This is a genomic window from Nitrosospira sp. Nsp2 (assembly GCF_003050965.1).
In the GTDB taxonomy this organism is placed as follows: domain Bacteria; phylum Pseudomonadota; class Gammaproteobacteria; order Burkholderiales; family Nitrosomonadaceae; genus Nitrosospira.
The window spans coordinates 287,116-303,351 of the sequence record NZ_QAOU01000001.1 but is presented as its reverse complement, the minus strand read 5'-3'; the positions used below and the strand labels follow the sequence as shown (position 1 = coordinate 303,351).

The window sequence follows — 16,236 nt, the reverse complement described above, 5'->3', positions numbered from 1 at the left end:
CTAAACTCCTCCCCCTGCCGACGCGGCAGCAACCGCCTTCTCCGCTGCATCCGCCATATTTCCAGCCTGAATAATCGGCAATCCGGATTCGGCGAGGATTTTTTTACCCAGGTCCACGTTGGTACCTTCGAGGCGCACCACCAGCGGAACGTTTAGATGCACCTCTCTCGCTGCGGTCACGACGCCTTCGGCAATAACGTCGCACTTCATGATGCCCCCGAATATATTGACCAGGATCGCTTTTAATTCCGGATTGCGCAGCATCAGCTTGAATGCCTCCGCCACCTTTTCCGCGGTTGCCCCGCCACCCACATCGAGAAAATTGGCGGGATTTCCGCCGTAGAGCTTGATGATGTCCATTGTTGCCATCGCAAGACCCGCGCCATTCACGAGGCAACCGATGTTGCCGTCCAGCGAGACGTATGACAGTTCATATTTGGACGCTTCGATCTCCGCGGGATCCTCCTCGTCGAGATCGCGCAGTGCGGCAATTTCGGAATGACGGAATAAGGCGTTGTCATCAAAATTCATTTTCGCGTCGAGCGCGAGAACACGATCCTCCGCGGTAAGTATGAGGGGATTGATTTCGACCAGCGTCGCGTCGGTACTGTCGTACGCGCGGTATAAATCTTGCAATAACGCGCCTGCCTCCATAACAGCCGATTCGGTGATCCCCATCCGCCGTACCATATCTTCAGCGTCCGCGACGGTCAATCCTGCCACGGGGTCAATAAGCAGTTTGTGGATCTTCTCCGGCGACGTGGCGGCGACCTCCTCGATATTCATGCCGCCTTCCCCGCTACCGATCACGCAGACACGGCGACTGCCGCGATCCACAACCAGGCCGGCATAAAACTCCGTTTTGATGTCGACGCCCTGTTCAATCAGAAGCCTTCGCACGACTTGACCCCTAGGACCAGTCTGAGGCGTGACTAGCGTCATACCCAATATTTTGGCCGCGAATTGTTTCACTTCGTCGAGCGACTTCGCCACTTTCACCCCACCGCCCTTGCCGCGTCCTCCGGCGTGAATTTGCGCTTTAACCACCCACGCGCTTCCGCCCAGACTTTTAGCGGCCTCCACGGCTTCGTCAACGCTAAAACAAGGCAATCCTGCGGGTGTGGGAACGCCAAAGTCGCGCAGAATTTTTTTCGCCTGATACTCGTGAATTTTCATGATCGTCCCAGCTACAGAAACCAGAGTATAGCGTAATAATTTTTACCGGCGACACGTGAAAAAAAGCACCTTCCACATGCTTATTCATGAACTCGTCATCTGCTGCGCGATCCCCAATGCCGGGTTCTGCTGGCTGCTCATCCCTACCTCACAGAGAACAACCGTGACGTTATCCCTTCCTCCGGCATCAAGTGCCGCCCCGATTAGACTGTCAGCCTTCTGTTGCAGCGATCCATTCCAACTGAGAATACGCTGGATCTCGGAATCCTCCACCATGTCGGTCAATCCATCTGAGCAAAGCAGAAAAATATCGTGGTCGAGCGCTTCACCTTTCAGAAGATCCGGAAACACTAACGAGTCGGTGCCAACAGCTCTGAGGATGATATTTTTCTGGGGATGAGTTCTTGCCCCTTGCGGCGTCAACAGGCCCTTATCCACCTGCAATTGCACCAGGGAGTGATCGCTGGTCAACTGCGACAAGCCCCCGTGCCTCAGCAGGTATACCCTGCTGTCCCCTACATGGCCGACAACGTAGCGGTCGTCATAAAACACGAGAATATCGCCCGTGCAACCCATTCCCCCGTTATCCGGATTCTGCGTAGCGTGCTCCAGTATGCGTTTATTCGAGTCCCCGAATATTTTTTCCACTCGCGCATACGTCTCCTCCGCGGAACCAGGAATGTCATTGGTAAAAACGGCTTGCGCCGTTTCTATAAAATATCTGCTCGCAATTTCACCGGCTGCTGCTCCGCCCATACCATCGGAGAGGGCAAAAAGCCCGACCTCAGGCATGGCAAGGTATGCATCCTCATTATTTGTGCGCACCAGCCCCACATGAGTTACCGCCGCTGAGAGCAACCTGACCATGGCATCGCTTCCTCGTCCGCTAAACAATGAAGGTGCTGCGAAACAGTATCCTGCGACAAATCATCATGGCTTATCCTCCCACCATACCATTCCCATGGGCGAGTTCTCCAGCAATAACAGGTGGAGTAAATATCGCACTTCTGCGTGTAACATCCCGACGGGCCTGTAAACGCGGAGCGTACGAGCAGAGTAACGGGGCGGAAATGGATAAATATGGGCCACAGGGGGTTTTATGTGATGGAAATGAAATGGCCCGGAGATGCGTTATACGCTCCGGGCCATTATGAATATTTCAAGTGCTAGGATATCAGCTCCAACTCACGCCCAACAGACCTAAACCAGCGGTGAGTACAAGAATATACGTACCCCAAAACACGAAGACACTGTTCATGGCGCACCTCCTCTTGCAGTCGTTGATACGCCACCATTATTACGTTTCCCATACGGGAAATCTGTGCGCTAAGCCGCATAGATAGACGCATGGGCGTTATTGATTCAGAGGAACGAGTATTACGAGACACGTTAAAGAGGAGTTGGTCAACCTCCAAACAAAGGAAAAGAAGGGGTCACTTTTTTTTGACCAACTCGAATCCCTTTTCCTTCATGCAGGCCAATGTATATTCGTCAACATAAGTCCACCACACGGCCGTCAAAGGGTCTGCGTAATTATCCTTATCGGCCCTATTTTTCGCCACGGCTCGACATTCGTGAAGCGCCGCCCTGTAATCTGCCACTTCTCCTCCACGCGTATATTCTCCGTAATAAGCAGAGGGAGTCGTGGCACATCCCTCCAACCCGATCAACAACAGCACTGCAATAATTCTCATTTTGAATTCCTATCACCCTGTTGAAAGCTCCTGTCGAATAATAAATTTATTGTAAATGTTTTTGATAAGCGGGCGTGTAACGGAAGTGGAGTTTAACTTCCAGGACGGCGATGAGGCGTACTACGCAATAGTTACTCTAGATGGCGAACGAGTTCGCATAATCTCGAGCTCAGCACCGGTTGGCACCTCATCTGAAATTGTTGTGGCCGTAGAGTCGCGTCTGCACGACGGTTCTTTTACAGCTATCGCGTGCTGCGTACGAGATAAAAACGTTTTTGCAGATGATTGGAATCTAACCACGATTTTTTTAATAATTCTTTTCCTAAGTAGTAGTCTATTTGCGTTGCCTGGTAAGCCTACATCCGGGGGTGAGCCATGGCCCGTCATTGCATTATTTTTTGGAGGTTTCGGAACGTACTTGGTTTTTCGCTATAAACAATTTAATGATGCGAAAGCAGTTGCCCGGTAGCACGCCAGGCTGACGATGCCCGGCGGTGGATAGCGTTACAACCTTCGTTGAGGAAGTCGCCCATATTGCCCCCAGTTGCTCAGTGGGCAGGGATGAATTTTAGTGATGGAAAGTGAGCCGGGAGGTTAATACTCCGGACCTTGGAAAAATGGGACGCTTTTGTTGGAAATCCACTGAGTGGCATATTGCATTTAATCTGCGGTGCTATGGGCGACCTTAATTAAATACAATACGTCAACTTGCTGGGGTCAGGCTAATCAACGGTTCGTTTTCCAAATTTCCAGTCGCGACCCGGTTCAACAATCTCACCTGCATTGGCTTGCTCAGATAGTAATGGCCTTTCAATAATTCGCGGATAGCGATCACCAGTATCTTGCCCGACTCCTGCTTCATCACATAACCCCGCGCGCCCGCCCGCAAAGCCCGCTCGGCATACACCGCTTCGTCGTGCAAGGACACAACGAGCACGGGCAATGCGGGAATCCTGCTGTGCATGCTCTTTATTACGCCGAGTCCCGAATAGGTTTTGAGAGACACATCCATCAAAACGATATCGGGATGATGTCCGGCTTTGAGTGTGGCCAGCGCCTCGTCGCAATCACCAGCCTCGGCAAAAACCTCCATATCGGGCTCGAGATTGATGAGCATCGCCATGCCATAGCGCAGCATGGCATGGTCGTCCACCAACATAACTTTCGCTTTCGAGGCTGGCATATTCATGGGTCCGTGGAATCATCTCGCCCTTACAGTGCGTGCTGGTTCTTGCATGGGTTGCAGAATCTGGTCCAATTCTCGCCCTGGTTTTATCGGCTTAGCTGGCGCGGTGTTTTCGCAGGAGCGGCATAATCGCGCTTCGCAAGCTCCGACCCCTGCCGTGTTGAAAAGCTTGGATGGTAGCTTACTCTGCCGTCCGCTGGTATTTCCGAGGTAAAGCCAGGGTATGCGGTTGGAAATCCTGTCCTTCTCTGCCATAGCGGTAGCTTTCGTCGTAATGCTGAAGCCGTTTCTTCTTTTGTTCCTCTACCTTACCAACATTTCCTTGTCCGTATTTTCATATCGCTGTGCCAGGTACCGATCGTATTTCTGTGTTCATGATAATCTTCAAAAGATTGAAATTAGCTTCATCCTAATCCAGCCAATACTATCCATATATTGGGGAAACTCTGGTTTTATACTAAGTAAAACCCTGAGCAACGCGTGAGTAAGCGTCCCCCGAAAGTACTCATGTCACCCATGCCCAATCTCCTTACGAAGCAAGAAGGACATATCCCACCTTAAGCTTGGGCTACTGGGTTTCTTTTTGTAAGAACTCCAGGTGTCTTAGTCTTAGTAGATAAAAGATGTACTTCAATCCCATAGGCTTCGCGGTCGAGTAGGGAGTAGGTAAAATTAACCATAAGGGACCCCCGTGATCCCGGGGGGTGCTGATAACTGCTATCCGCGAGGTATTGAAGGGAAATTTCTTTTTGAGCGAGCCGGCGCAAGCCTTGGTGGGTTGGATCTCAACCGAAAATTGATAAAGCGTTTCTCTCGCTTATACCAAACTCTTTTGCCAGCTTTGACAGGTTATCTCACGTTTCAGCCTGCTCGCCCAGCTGGCAATCCTCTCTGCGTTGAGCCCTGGCTTTCTTCCCTTGTAGACTGTTCTCTAAAACATCAGCATAAAGCGCGGATACTCATACCTGCGGTAAAGCTCATATTTCTCTTTAATAAAGTCAACCGATCTATCCCGGCCACTCGCATAAAGAGCAAATCTCCCTCCACAGCAGCGGCGTGGATTCTCCACCCAACCGCCCCATGGGTCATATCGTCATGGCAGCAATCACTGCGGCTATATACATGTTACACGCGGGGATGCAGCATGCGTTCCAGCAAGCGACAATACGCGGCGATCAAGAGCGGCTAAGAAAGTTCTTTTATTCCTCGAGTATGCGGCCCCGAATCAGATAACCCATCAATACCGGGATGAACACAATACGATAATGAGCAGCGAAAAAAACAGGGCCTTCCAGGATTTCGCTGACCCCTTATCCATGCGTTGCTCAGGGTTTGACCTAGTATGAAACCAGAGTTACCCCAAATACAAAACCAGAGTTACCCCAATATTCCGACAGGATTGACTGAGTTAGGATGAAGCTCATTCAATCTTATTAGGAGTCATTCCATGAAAACCAAAACAAGGAGATTTGTAGCGGTTGTATCCACGCTTGGCCTATTGGCTTCGTGCGCCCAAATCGGTGCTCCCGAAAGACAGAAACACGATATGAGTGGGCCTGCTCAAAGTACCGGCACTTTTGCCGACCACGATAGGATCGTAAAGCGAGATGAAAATACGGCCAAGGAAATGGTATGGCATCAGAAGATACTAACGGCGATTTTCCCGGTCCAACGATGTACCATAAAGAGTGAGACGGGACTCAACAAAAGTTAAACTGACCCTCAGGGAGACCCCAGGTAAGCAGCCTATCCAGCTCAATCCCAGCGCGCTGACCCTCTCGGTGCTTTGGTGAAGCGAACTCACCACCGTACTTATTTGCAAGCCATGTCCCAGATTTGTCCAGGTTGGCAACCTAAATCCACGGGTGACATATCGTTAAAGATGCCATGGCTTGATGAGTGATACGACGTCCGTGAATGGAGGAAGGCTCTCCCCCAGCGTCCGAGCATCGGCATAGTCCTAGTAGTCCTTTCGAGCTACTAACTTTTCACATTTAGCTAACTATGTTAAGTAGCATACAGGCTTAATTGCAGGGATTATTGAAACAATTTTTTTATTCTTCGGCTATAAAGAGATTAATCGCCCCATAGTTCCAAAGGCACACCAGTTGACGTGCTCTCAATCGCAGAAAGTCCCTTTACAGGAATGATCAAATTGAGAGCATCGGACAATGTCTGCCGGAGCGCCGACATCAGATTTAGCTGAAAGAGGAGAGTCGCTTGGTGCTCAAAAACGAAAGAATCTTCGCAGATGCCCCACCCAGTTCCCCCACCGAAGAGCATGAAATTGCGGCACAGGCATTACGAGAGCGGCTGAAAGAAATCACCTGTCTCTACGAGATCCATCGTCGCATGGGTCCGGAATTACCGGTGGAGGATGTCTGCCAACAGATTTTTGAACATCTGATACCCGCAATGCGATATCCGCAAATTGCGAGCGCGATGATCGAACTCGACGGCAGGCACTTTACCACCGCGAATCATGGCCAGGGGCCTAAGCACGAGCTGCAATCGATTATTACAGTGATGAATAATGGGCTATGCGGACGATTGCGCGTGTTCTATCCTGAAGACACGCCGTTCCGGTTGCCGGAAGAGCAGAGACTCATCGATGCAATTGCGAGGGATCTTGAGAGATGGCTTAAGGAAATCACTTGCCTTTACGAGATTCGACGGGGCATAGGGCTGGAGTTATCGGTCGATAATGTCTGCCAGCGCATTTTTGAACGCCTGATCCCAGCGTTGCAATTCCCCGAAAGTGCTACCGCCGTGATCGAACTCGACGGCAGGCGATTCGCTACCAGCGAACACGAACAGGGTCTTACGCACGAGCTACACTCGAAGATCAGTGTGGATAACAAATCATGCGGGCAGCTGCGCTTATTTTATCCGGTCGACAGGCCCTTCCTGATGCCGGAAGAACAAAGACTCATCGACGCCGTAGCGAGTGACCTGGAGAGATGGCTCGAGCGCAAACACGTTGATGAAACATTGCAAGAGCGGTTGAAGGAAGTCACCTGTCTCTATGAGATTCGCCGCGGCTTGGGGCTGGAATTATCGCTGGAACATGCCTGCCAACACATTTTTGAGCACCTGATACCGGCAATGCAATTCCCCGAAAATGCGAGCGCGATGATCGAACTCGATGGCAGGAGATTCTTCTCCGAGAAACGTGGCCATTCCCTGACGCACGAGCTGCAGTCTAAGATTACAGTGAATAATACGTTGCGCGGACAGTTATGGGTGTTCTACCCCGAAGAGACACCTTTCCTGGTACCGGAAGAGCAGAGACTCATCGATGGCGTTGCAGGCGACGTTCAGAAATGGCTCGAGGGCAAACGTTTGGAGCAGACACTGGTTTCCTTGGCGGAAGAACACCAGCGTTCCGTTGGGCAAGAATTGCACGATAATCTTGGGCAGCAGATCGCGGCGATTGGCTACCAGGCCGAGGCTCTAGAGATAAGAATATCCGCTGCAGGCATTAAAGAGGAGGCAGCAGTCGCTGCGTCCATCGCTAAACAAGCGCAAGCGGCAGCCACGCAATGCAAGCAGATCGCACAGGGCCTGCTTCCGTTTGAACTGGAAACCCACGGCTTGATGCCTGCTTTGCAGGCATTAGCGTTGAGGATCGCAACCACCTATAGGATAAGCTGTGATTTCGTGCGCGAGAATGAATTTTCAATTGTCGATAACGATGTAGCGCTTAATCTTTACCGGATTGCCCAAGAGGCTCTCAACAATGCGATACGTCACAGTAATGCGAAGCATCTCGTAATTTCCCTGGCCGCTGTAGGAGAAATACTCCGCCTGTCGATATGCGACGACGGCAAGGGTTTTTCTGGTGTTGATACAGAGCGCGGTACCGCCTCCGGGATGGGAATTAAAATCATGCATTACCGCGCTCGGCAGATTGGGGCGAAGCTGAAATTGCTGCCTCGTTCTGAAGGGGGCACCGAAGTGCGGGTAGAAATACCAATGATTCAGGAAGGGTAGCTGTGCAAGCCTCGAAAGCACAAGTGATGCTGGTGGATGATCACCCCTTGATGCGGCATGGCATGGCGATGCTCATCAATCTCGAGTCCGATATGGAGGTGTCTGCCGAGGCCGGTGATGGGGAAGAAGCTTTGGCTACACTCAAGGCCGGGCCTCACCCCGATATTGTGCTGATGGATCTGTCGCTCAAAACCGTCTCCGGATTTGAGGTAATAAAGAGCATGCACAGCTTGATCCCTGCATTGCCGGTGCTGGTTGTGTCCATGTTTGACGAGATGATCTATGCGGAGCGGGCTTTGCGGGCAGGCGCACGGGGTTATGTGATGAAACTGGAGCCGGGCAGGGTACTGGTTGCGGCTGTCCGCAAAGTTCTAAAGGGAAATTTCTCTCTCAGCGACAAAATACAGGCGAGACTGTTGAATCGGGTTGCGACTGGAAATTCGGAATCCGAACTAATCAGCACACTGTCTCCCAGCGAGTTTGAAGTACTGCATCTGATTGGAACGGGACACAGTAGTCGGCAGATCGCTGATTTGCTTAACCGCAGTATTAAAACAATCGAAACGCATCGCTACAACGTCCGTACCAAGCTGAATCTGAAAGATGCGGCCGATTTAATACGGTACGCCACCCATTGGATTAGGGAAGAACACTAGGAGTCGGGGAAAGCAAGGGGCCAAAACAGCATAATATCCCAGCGGAAAGCGTATTCCAGTCGGGGCAGTATTGAACAACCTTCGCGTTTTCTCCCGATGGTTATTCGACTGAACGTCCGGTCATGTGGACAAGCCTCGCTTTATTTATGGTCCCTATTAGTGCAAAACGCTGCGACAGCAATACGGCTGAGGACATAAAGACTGAGGACACACTATGGCTACCAGTGATCTGCCGCGGCACCAGATAATTAAAATTCTCATGGCACAACCTCCCGAGAAAGCCGCGGATGCTGCGATTCACGTATGGGAGCAAATGGCTAGTCACATCATTACGATTGTCGGTGAAGACGGTTTCAATTCCCTTTACGCGAGAAGCCTATTCCTGAGCCAGGCAAAATTTCCCTGGCTCTCGACCAGCTCACTGACGCCAAACGCTCTGCACCGGTTTGACGAACTCAAAACGAGCCTTGAAGCACAAGCACCTGCGCAAGCGAGCGAAGCAAACAGTCTGCTGCTGATTACATTCATTGAGATCTTGGCCTCGTTGATTGGGGCGCAGTTAACCTCCCATATCTTACAGTTGGCTTGGGGTATCAACACTGGGAATAGCACCGACAAGGAGTTTCGCGAATGGACGAAAAACTAAGCATACGTTGCTTGGCAACTGGCGTTCCCGGTCTGGACAACCTGCTGGGCGGCGGCCTGCCGGAGTTCTCCTTTAACGTGATTGCAGGCGCGCCAGGATCCGGAAAAACCACGCTGGCTCATCAGATTATGTTCTCGCTGGCAAATGCCGACCATCGGGCAGTGTTCTTCACTGTGCTTGGGGAGCCGGCGTTGAAGATGCTCCGTTATCAACAGCAATTTCCGTTTTTCGACATACACAAAATCAATGAGTCGATCCGCTTCGTCAACCTGTCTGCGGATTTGATGGATGGCAGTTTCGACCGCGTAAAGGCGCGCATCGAGGAAGAAGTGAAAGACTATGCTCCCAGCCTTGTGTTTGTTGATTCGTTTCGATCCGTCGTGAGGTCAGCGAAACGGGGGGAGCAAGGCGTGTTGGACCTCCAGCGGTTCGTCCAGCGATTGGCCATGCAAATGACGAGCTGGCAGGCCACAACATTCCTGATCGGTGAATACTTGGCGCCGGAATCGGAGTCAAGCCCCGTATTTACGGTAGCGGACGGCATCCTGTCGCTTTCGCAAAATTTGCATCACAATTCCATGGTGCGCAAGATGCAAGTGGTCAAAATACGTGGCCAGGCCCAGGCACCAGGTCTGCATACGTTTCGTATCAGTGATCATGGAATCGAGGTATTCCCACGCGTGATTATGGAACAACATGAAGCGGTTGATTCGGCAGAGAAGCTCTCCACGAGCGAGGAGCGTGTTTCCATGGGAACGCCTGGCCTGGATGACATGCTGGGAGGCGGTTTGCCCGTGGGATATTCGCTCCTCGTCGTCGGGCCATCCGGTTCCGGAAAAACTATCCTGGCAACGGAATTTCTTGCCGAAGGTGTGCGCAAGGGCGAACCAGGTGTCATTGCGGCATTTGAGAAAAGTCCCAGCCAACTGCTGAGTACCAAGCTGTCTTCGCTGGTGCAGACCGGAAAAATTGGGGTCATCGACACGCGTTCCCTGGATTTGTCGATTGATGAAACCTTGCATGATTTGATCGGCATGATTGATCGCATGCAGGCAAAGCGCCTCGTGATCGACTCTTTGTCCGGATTTGAGTTAGCACTGGCACCCGAGTTTAGCGAAGATTTTCGCGGCTCCCTGTATCGGATGGTAGCAAAGCTCACCGGCATGGGCGTGACTATTTTAATGACCTCAGAACTGGAAGACCGTTTCACTGACTTGCGCTTTAGTCCATTCGGGAGCGCCTTTCTCGCTGACGCAATTATCGTGCTGCGCTATACCGAAATCGGGGGCCAACTCAAACGCGTTTTCTCGGTCGTTAAAGTCCGGGGCAGCGAGCACAGCAAGGACATTCGGCTGTTTGACATTACAGAAGCAGGCATCGTGATTGGCGAGACCTTGTCGGAGTATGACGGAATCATGTCGGGCCGAGCCCACCGTTTGCCCCTGACTGAAAGGAATGGATAAATTAACGTCATAATGAATAACGCTAAATTAAAGTGGTTTACCGAACAGAACAAAAAAATTGCCGCCAGCCGGTTATGTAGCGGGACTTCGGACAAGTCTGCGGGTCATCCCCGTGGGCGGCTTAGCAACCGCCCATCAAATTATCCATGGGGTGGGCCATGGGGAGCAAAGCGATCCGGAGTGGGCCCCAAAGAAAAGTGGTTACAAATTGGTTACGTTTTTTAAATAATAATAAAGGAGTTACAAGCAGATGCTTGTAACTCCTTTATTCTATTGGTGGGTCTGGTTGGACTCGAACCAACGACCAAGGGATTATGAGTCCCCTGCTCTAACCGACTGAGCTACAGACCCGTACACAACATCTCACAGCATACCGAAAGTCGTTTAGCCTTCGGTATCCAGGAAACTGCGCAAGCGTTCCGAACGCGAGGGATGACGCAACTTGCGCAACGCCTTCGCTTCGATTTGACGGATACGCTCGCGGGTGACATCGAATTGCTTCCCGACCTCTTCCAAGGTGTGGTCGGTATTCATTTCGATACCAAAACGCATGCGCAGCACTTTGGCCTCACGCGGCGTGAGCGAATCCAGTATCTCTTTCGTTACGTCGCGCAAGCTGGCGTAAACCGCGGCATCCGCCGGTGCCATGGTGGCGGAATCTTCGATGAAATCACCGAGATGCGAATCCTCGTCATCGCCAATAGGCGTTTCCATCGAGATCGGCTCTTTGGAAATCTTGAGAATCTTGCGAATCTTCTCTTCCGGCATTTCCATCTTCTCCGCCAGCAATGCCGGTTCCGGTTCCTGCCCGGTTTCCTGCAGAATCTGACGCGAAATACGATTCATTTTGTTAATCGTCTCGATCATGTGCACCGGTATGCGAATAGTGCGCGCCTGATCGGCGATGGAACGGGTAATGGCCTGCCGAATCCACCAGGTCGCGTAGGTGGAAAATTTGTATCCGCGCCGGTACTCGAATTTATCCACCGCTTTCATGAGCCCGATATTGCCTTCCTGGATAAGGTCCAGGAACTGCAAGCCGCGGTTGGTGTATTTCTTGGCGATGGAAATCACCAGCCGTAAATTGGCTTCGGTCATTTCACGTTTCGCCCGGCGCGCCTTGGCCTCGCCGGTTGACATCCGGCGATTGATTTCCTTGAGGTCCTTCAAGGGTATGCCAACATCCTTTTGCAGGGTCAGCAGGTTTTGCTGCTGTTCCAGGACCGCCGGCTGGTATCGCTCCAGCGCTTGACTATAAGGCTTTGCAAGCGCCACTTCCTGCGTCACCCAATCAAGGTTGCTCTCGTTTCCTGGAAAGGCTTTGATAAAGTGATTACGCGGCATTCCCGCCTTGGTCACGCATAATTCCATGATCTTGCGTTCGTAGCTGCGCATTTCGTCCACGAGGCCACGCTGGGTATCGCAGAGCCTTTCCACCATCTTCGCCGAGAAACGGATGGCCATGAGTTCGGCGGTAATCTGCTCCTGGATGTCTTTGTATGCCTTGTTGCTCGGGCCTTTTTCCAGCGCCTTCTGCATATCGTTATAGGCCTGCCGAATCACCGCAAAACGTTCCAGTGCGTCGTTTTTCAATTTAAGCAGGTTTGCGTTTGCAATCGCGGCGATGTCGTCATCTTCGCCGTTTTCCGCGATTAATTCCTGCTCCAGCGATTCATCGGTAATATCTTCGGAAATCAATTCCTCTGTATTGGGGTCCAGCAGCCCATCCACCAGCTCGTCGATGCGCATCTCATCCTTCGAGACCTTATTCGCGAGCTCGAGAATGCCGGCTATGGTGGTGGGACAGGCGGAAATCGCCTGGATCATATGCTTCAATCCGTCCTCGATGCGCTTCGCAATCTCGATTTCGCTCTCGCGCGTGAGCAATTCCACCGAACCCATTTCCCGCATATACATCCGCACGGGGTCAGTGGTACGGCCAAACTCCGAATCCACGGTGGAAAGCGCGGCTTCAGCTTCCTCCACCACATCCTCATCGGCCACTGTGGGCGCGGTTTCCGACATCAATAATGTTTCGGCGTCGGGCGCCTCATCGTAAACAGAGATGCCGACATCATTGATCATGCTTATGATGTTTTCGATCTGCTCGGCATCCAGCATGTCATCCGGAAGATGATCGTTAATCTCGGCATAGGTCAGGTAGCCACGCTCCTTCCCTTGAACGATCAAATTCTTGAGGCGCATACGCCGGGCCTCAAGGTCCTGGGGCGCAAGAGGCGATTTCTCCGGGTCCTTGGCCTGGGCAGGTTTGCCTTCCTTTGCCGACTTTGTCTTAACTATTTTTGCCGTCAGCGATCCGGAATCCTTGACGGCCATGACGGCCTTGGCTATTTCTGTTACCCGTACCTGAGCTTTAGCTGTCGATTTTGCAACAGTCATAATGTCATCCTCCAGAGGTCCTGCGGCTGCGTTTAGCGATGTTTTTTCAGATGCGTCTTTTGCCGATCCCGATACCGATCCTTTTGACGGCTTTCTCATATCGTCCATTTCCTTTCTGGCTAACACGTTGTCACTGCTGGGATGCGGATGCTCTACAACCTCAGATGCAAAGCTCCGGCCCCCGCCTTTACCGTCCCCTTACTGTTTTTGGTTTTACCATGTCTTTCCCAAAACGGGTTTAGGTTTTGGATGTGTTGGCCTAAACCCTCCATAATAGCACAAACAATTCTTTATTGTCCGTTCGCCGTCAATAAGTTGTCCGCTGGAGTTCCTGCTTTTCCTCCGGCGTAAGGGCGCTGAGAGACTTGCCATGCAACATTGCCATGCGTTGCTTGCGATACATTTCGCTCAGGCGCTCCATTGCTCCGGTAAATTCTGCTTCAAGGTCTATCCCGCTATCCCATCCAAGCGTCTTGCTCCCGGCTTTTTCGAGCAGGACACGATGCGAGCTGCCGCGAAAATAAGCGATAACGGATGGCATGGCGGTGCTTTCCCTAACATGGGGATTAGAATCGATAAATTCAACCAGTGCCCGCAACGCCGCCACTTCGTCCGCATAGTCATGGTCATGCGCGAGCAGTTCCCGGTTCAATTTCTCGATGTAATTCGGGTCGTATAACAATACCTGCATGAGCCACTGGTACGGCGAGGGGGGTTGCGGCCGCGGTGTTCGTCCACGGAACGGAGAAGCAGAAACATGCCTGATCTTCAACAAATCTTCCAATTCATTCTGGCTGAGGCCACTGATTTCCGCCAACTTTTTTAACAGCATGAGCGCAAGCCCTGGGGCAGCTACCTGTGCAAGCAGCGGCTTCGTATCCTGGACCAGCTTGGCCCGCCCTTCGCTGGTTTTGAGGTCCACTCGCGCTGACAGTTCCCTGAACAAGAAGACAGACAGAGGCAATGTTTGCTCGAGCAATTCTTCAAACGCTTCCTTGCCGAAATTTCGAACGTAACTATCGGGATCCTCTCCTTCGGGCAGGAAGAGAAAGCTGATGTTCTTGCCATCCGCAAGCTGTGCCAGGGTGGCTTCCAATGCGCGCCATGCCGCTTTTTTCCCCGCCGCGTCGCCATCGAAACAGAACACCACATTATCGGTCTGGCGCAGGAGTTTTTGGATGTGATAAGGTGTGGTAGCGGTTCCAAGCGCGGCCACTGCATATTCAATGCCATGCTGATAAAGGGCCACCACGTCCATGTAACCTTCGACGACGAGGACTCGCCCTGCCTGACGAATCGCCCTTCTTGCACCGAATAGATTGTAGAGTTCCCGGCCCTTCTGAAAAAGGGGTGTTTCGGGTGAGTTGAGATATTTGGGTTCGCCATGCTCCAGCACTCGCCCACCGAAACCCACGATCGCGCCTTTAAGGTTAACAATGGGAAACATGATCCGGTCGCGAAAACGGTCGTAGCATTTGCCATCGTTCTCAATCATCAGCCCGGCCTTTACCAGCAATGCTTGCTGCGCTTTTTCTGCCTGATCGACAAATTCTCCCTCAAGGTTCCGCCAACCAGGCGGAGCATAGCCAATGGCGAAATGACCGGCTGTCGGCCCCGTTATGCCCCGCTTTTTAAGATAGGAGATGGCACCGGCCGAGTGTCGAAGCTGCTGCCGGTAAAACCGGGCGGCAACATCCATAACTTCACTCAGTTTTTTGGAAACGCTTTCACTTTGGTGGCTTTCGTGGGAATGGGCTTTCTCCCCTGCGTCACCCGGCCCGGGTTCTGAGTCTGCTGATCGGGAATGCGACCCCGATTGCTCCGCGGGAACCTGCAGACCAACGCGCGCCGCAAGATCGGCCACCGCTTCCAAAAAATTCAAGCCGTTATATTCGATCAGGAAACCGATGGCGTTGCCGTGCGCGCTACACCCAAAGCAGTGATAAAACTGCTTGGTCTGACTTACGGTAAAAGAAGGCGTCTTCTCGCTGTGAAAGGGGCAGCACGCGGTGTAATTTGCGCCCGCTTTCTTGAGCGGTATGTGACGTTCAATGACATCAACAATATCAACCCGGTCCAGCAACTCCTGAATGAATGATTGTGAAATCATTACTGGATATAACTCCGAATATTTCAGGAGGATTGCTAACGGGATTACAGCGATGAAATCCTATTTGCGTACCGTAGCTTTGCTGCTTGTGACCGGACTTGACATAGCTTTGGTCTGCTGCCAAAAATCGGCTTAGCCAATGAGCTTCGTTTTGACCAATGAGGATACTTTACCCATATCGGCGCGTCCGGAAAGGCTGGACTTGAGCTGCGCCATTACCCGCCCCATGTCTTGCTGGCCTTTGGCCCCCGCGATAGAGATCGCTTCGCTTACGGCTTCTTCGATCTCCGCGTCACTCATTGCCTGAGGCATGTAAGCCTGCAATACGCTGACTTCATATTTCTCCGCATCGGCCAAATCGTGACGATGGGCTGCTTCGAATTGAACAATGGAGTCTCTGCGTTGTTTGAGCATTTTCTCGATGACACCAACCACCGCCGCATCATCCAACTGTATCCGCTCATCCACCTCCCGCTGCTTGATGGCCGCCTGCAGCAGACGGATGGCGTCGCGCCGCTTGGTATCAGCAGCGCGCATCGCAGTCTTCATGTCTTCGGAGATTTGTTGTGTGAGATTCAAGTGAAAAACGGGCCAAGCACGTTTTGTAAGTTTTAGACTGACTGAAACTAATAAAGTTTCGGAGGGAGCAATTGGCTACGTAGACGTTTGTACGTACGTTTAACCGCCGCCGCGAGCTTGCGCTTGCGTTCAGCAGTCGGTTTTTCATAAAATTCCCGGGCGCGCAACTCGGTGAGCAGGCCGGTTTTTTCTATGGTGCGCTTAAAGCGGCGCATGGCAACCTCAAATGGCTCGTTTTCCTTTACTTTAATAGTCGTCATGAAAATGGAGTTCCTCTCAAAAATGTTAAACGGCTCGACAAATTGTCGCGTATATGTGTAACCTGTAATCCAC

At 51.8% G+C, this 16,236-nt stretch carries 12 protein-coding genes and 1 tRNA gene; 4 read left to right on the top strand and 9 right to left on the bottom strand.

All coding sequences use genetic code 11. The features are described from left to right. From sucC to C8R31_RS01355, 4 genes are all read right to left on the bottom strand, one after another. Positions 1-1,176, bottom strand: a complete 1,176-nt coding sequence (sucC, locus tag C8R31_RS01375; RefSeq protein ID WP_107692289.1) for an ADP-forming succinate--CoA ligase subunit beta — start codon at positions 1,174-1,176, stop codon at positions 1-3. An 84-nt stretch (positions 1,177-1,260) separates the two neighbouring features. Then, positions 1,261-2,043, bottom strand: coding sequence for a Stp1/IreP family PP2C-type Ser/Thr phosphatase (locus tag C8R31_RS01370; protein WP_107692288.1), 783 nt, complete (start codon positions 2,041-2,043; stop codon positions 1,261-1,263). Between the two features lie 566 nt (positions 2,044-2,609). Then, positions 2,610-2,870, bottom strand: coding sequence for a hypothetical protein (locus tag C8R31_RS01365; protein WP_107692287.1), 261 nt, complete (start codon positions 2,868-2,870; stop codon positions 2,610-2,612). A 703-nt stretch (positions 2,871-3,573) separates the two neighbouring features. Further along, positions 3,574-4,053 carry a response regulator transcription factor gene (locus tag C8R31_RS01355; protein ID WP_258192480.1) on the bottom strand — a complete coding sequence of 160 codons (480 nt, stop codon included), beginning with the start codon at positions 4,051-4,053 and terminating at the stop codon, positions 3,574-3,576. Positions 4,054-6,279: 2,226 nt separating this feature from the next. Here C8R31_RS01355 and C8R31_RS01345 point away from each other — a divergent pair. From C8R31_RS01345 to C8R31_RS01330, 4 genes are all read left to right on the top strand, one after another. Further along, entirely contained in the window at positions 6,280-8,049 is a 1,770-nt protein-coding gene (locus C8R31_RS01345; RefSeq protein WP_258192479.1) for a sensor histidine kinase, read from the top strand. A gap of 2 nt (positions 8,050-8,051) precedes the next feature. Beyond that, complete coding sequence (locus tag C8R31_RS01340) at positions 8,052-8,705, top strand: response regulator transcription factor (RefSeq protein WP_258192478.1); 654 nt, start codon at positions 8,052-8,054, stop codon at positions 8,703-8,705. Between the two features lie 214 nt (positions 8,706-8,919). Next, positions 8,920-9,351 (top strand): hypothetical protein, encoded by a 432-nt coding sequence (locus C8R31_RS01335; RefSeq protein ID WP_107692284.1) that lies wholly within the window; start codon positions 8,920-8,922, stop codon positions 9,349-9,351. Then, a complete protein-coding gene (locus C8R31_RS01330) occupies positions 9,336-10,814 on the top strand; it encodes an ATPase domain-containing protein (protein WP_107692283.1) in 1,479 nt (492 codons plus the stop codon). Before C8R31_RS01335 ends, C8R31_RS01330 begins: the two co-directional genes overlap by 16 nt. Before the next feature lie 274 nt (positions 10,815-11,088). Here C8R31_RS01330 and C8R31_RS01325 read toward each other — a convergent pair. The 5 genes from C8R31_RS01325 to rpsU all read right to left on the bottom strand — a co-directional run bounded on the left by C8R31_RS01325 (position 11,089) and on the right by rpsU (position 16,163). Further along, positions 11,089-11,165, bottom strand: a tRNA-Ile gene (locus tag C8R31_RS01325). Between the two features lie 33 nt (positions 11,166-11,198). Then, the gene (rpoD, locus tag C8R31_RS01320) at positions 11,199-13,214 is read right to left on the bottom strand and encodes an RNA polymerase sigma factor RpoD (protein WP_107692784.1); all 2,016 of its coding nucleotides are present in this window, start codon (positions 13,212-13,214) and stop codon (positions 11,199-11,201) included. Between the two features lie 307 nt (positions 13,215-13,521). Next, entirely contained in the window at positions 13,522-15,324 is a 1,803-nt protein-coding gene (gene dnaG, locus C8R31_RS01315) for a DNA primase (RefSeq protein WP_107692282.1), read from the bottom strand. Positions 15,325-15,456: 132 nt separating this feature from the next. Beyond that, positions 15,457-15,903, bottom strand: a complete 447-nt coding sequence (locus C8R31_RS01310) for a GatB/YqeY domain-containing protein (RefSeq protein WP_107692281.1) — start codon at positions 15,901-15,903, stop codon at positions 15,457-15,459. A gap of 47 nt (positions 15,904-15,950) precedes the next feature. Next, positions 15,951-16,163, bottom strand: coding sequence for a 30S ribosomal protein S21 (rpsU, locus tag C8R31_RS01305; protein ID WP_004179462.1), 213 nt, complete (start codon positions 16,161-16,163; stop codon positions 15,951-15,953). Between the last annotated feature and the right edge of the window lie 73 nt (positions 16,164-16,236).